Below are 1,871 nucleotides of genomic sequence, written 5' to 3'. Positions count from 1 at the left end.
CCGCTATTGCCGCGAAGGCCTGCAACAGCATTGCCTGACCATGCGCTTCTTCGGCTCGGCGCTGCGCTATCCGCACGAGCAGGGCGGTTTCCGCGACCTGATGGTGGTCGATGCCTTGCAGTGCGTGCGGATCGACAATCCCGAAATCTCGCTGGGCGAGGCGGCCTGCGCCGAACCGCTCGCGGTCTGCCTCCATGCTCTGAACCGTGCCGGCATGTCGGCGGGCAACCTCGCCGGCAAGTCGGTGCTCGTCACCGGAGCCGGTCCCATCGGCGCGTTGGTCGTGGCGGCGCTGTGCCATGCGGGCGCGGGCCACATCGTCGTTACCGACCTGCAGGATATGGCGCTCGAAACCGCGCGTCGCGTGGGCGCCGACGAAACCATCAATGTCGGGACGGAAGGCGAGCGCCTCGACGCCTATGGCGCGGGCAAGGGCACGTTCGACGTCGTATTCGAATGTTCGGCCGCCGGCCCGGCCATCCGCTCCGCCATCGCCGCCACCCGCCCGCAGGGCACGCTGGTCGAAGTCGGAGTCGCGGGCGACGTCGCAGTGCCGCTCAACCTGCTCGTCGGCAAGGAAATCGCATTTGTCGGAACGCATCGCTTCGTCGGCGAATACGCGCAGGCCGTCGGCCTGATAGCCTCGCGCCGGATCGACGTGCGCCCGATCATCTCCGCAACGCACGATCTCGACGACGCCGCGACGGCCTTTGGGATGGCCGCTGACCGCGCACGCTTCACGAAAGTCCAGCTTTCCTTCGCCGACTGACGGCCAATGATTTGCTGATTTCGATACAAGTCTAGGTGACCGACTCATAACTCCGCAACCATATGCGGATTGATGCGAGTTGGACCGAAGCGAGGAAGTTGTCGTCGCGCTTGTCGTATCGGGTGGCGATGGCGCGGAAGTGTTTGAGTTTGTTGAAGAACCGTTCGACCGCGTTGCGCTGGCGGTAGACCCATGCGCTGAACGGGAAGGCTTTGACGCGGTTTGGCATGGATCGGATGTTGGCCCATGCGCCGCGTTCGGCCATTGCTGCGCGAAGCGCGTCGCCGTCATAGGCGCGGTCGGCAAGAAGGATGTGCCCGGCCTCCAGCGTTTCGAACATGTCGGCGGCCGAGCGGCCGTCGTGAGCCTGGCCCTCGGTCAGTTTCAGCCGGATCGGACGTCCTTCGGCATCGACCAGCGCATGGATCTTAGTGGTCAAGCCGCCGCGCGAGCGACCCATGCAACGGGATCGCTCGTCTTTTTTTGGCCGTTGGCGGCGTGCTGGTGGACGCGGATCGAAGACGAGTCGATCATCTGCACGTCGCCGTCGTAAGCGACTGATACGGCTTCAAGAATACGCGCCCAGTGGCCGGCTCGGCGCCACCGGTTGAACCGGTTGACGCAGGTCGTGTAGGGGCCGTAGCGCGCCGGAATGTCAGCCCAAGGCGCTCCCGTGCGCAGCCGCCAGAAGATGCCGTTCAGAACCTTGCGGTCATCGGCGCGCGGCACACCGCGCACCTTCGTCGGAAGCAGCGGCTGGATCACCGACCACTCGAAATCCGTCAGATCGAAACGCGCCATAAACACCTCCTGTCGATTGCAGGAAGGGAATCACACCGCAGAGCCCTTGGGAATCTCGTTTATGGGTATGTCACCTAGAGCTTCACCTCGCCGTTTTCCTCGCCGTCCCAATAGTGAACCCGCTCCGCGCTCACCTTGATCATCACCAGACCTTCGGTGTCGACGCCGTCCTCGAACCAGTCGTCGAGATCGGGATTCCAGTGGTCCTCGAATGCGGCCTTGTCGCGCATGATCTCGGCCTTGCCCTGAACCGCGACCATGAACATGTCATCGCCCTGGAAGGCGAGCGACACGTTCGGAT

General features: G+C 63.9%; 2 protein-coding genes and 1 pseudogene. 1 reads left to right on the top strand and 2 read right to left on the bottom strand.

What is annotated here, in order from left to right; genetic code table 11:
• Positions 1–769 (top strand): zinc-binding dehydrogenase (locus ACT6UX_RS30355; protein ID WP_444778856.1); only part of this gene is annotated, 769 nt, incomplete at its 5' end.
• A gap of 31 nt (positions 770–800) precedes the next feature.
• Here ACT6UX_RS30355 and ACT6UX_RS30350 read toward each other — a convergent pair.
• Both ACT6UX_RS30350 and ACT6UX_RS30345 read right to left on the bottom strand, forming a co-directional pair.
• A pseudogene (locus ACT6UX_RS30350) lies at positions 801–1,570 on the bottom strand (IS5 family transposase).
• A 74-nt stretch (positions 1,571–1,644) separates the two neighbouring features.
• Positions 1,645–1,871: pyridoxamine 5'-phosphate oxidase family protein (locus ACT6UX_RS30345; protein ID WP_444778855.1), on the bottom strand; the 227-nt coding region annotated here is incomplete at its 5' end.

The organism is Reyranella sp., from assembly GCF_052439685.1.
GTDB lineage: Bacteria > Pseudomonadota > Alphaproteobacteria > Reyranellales > Reyranellaceae > Reyranella.
Note: the sequence above shows the minus strand (reverse complement) of the source record. Positions and strands in the feature narration are given on the sequence as shown.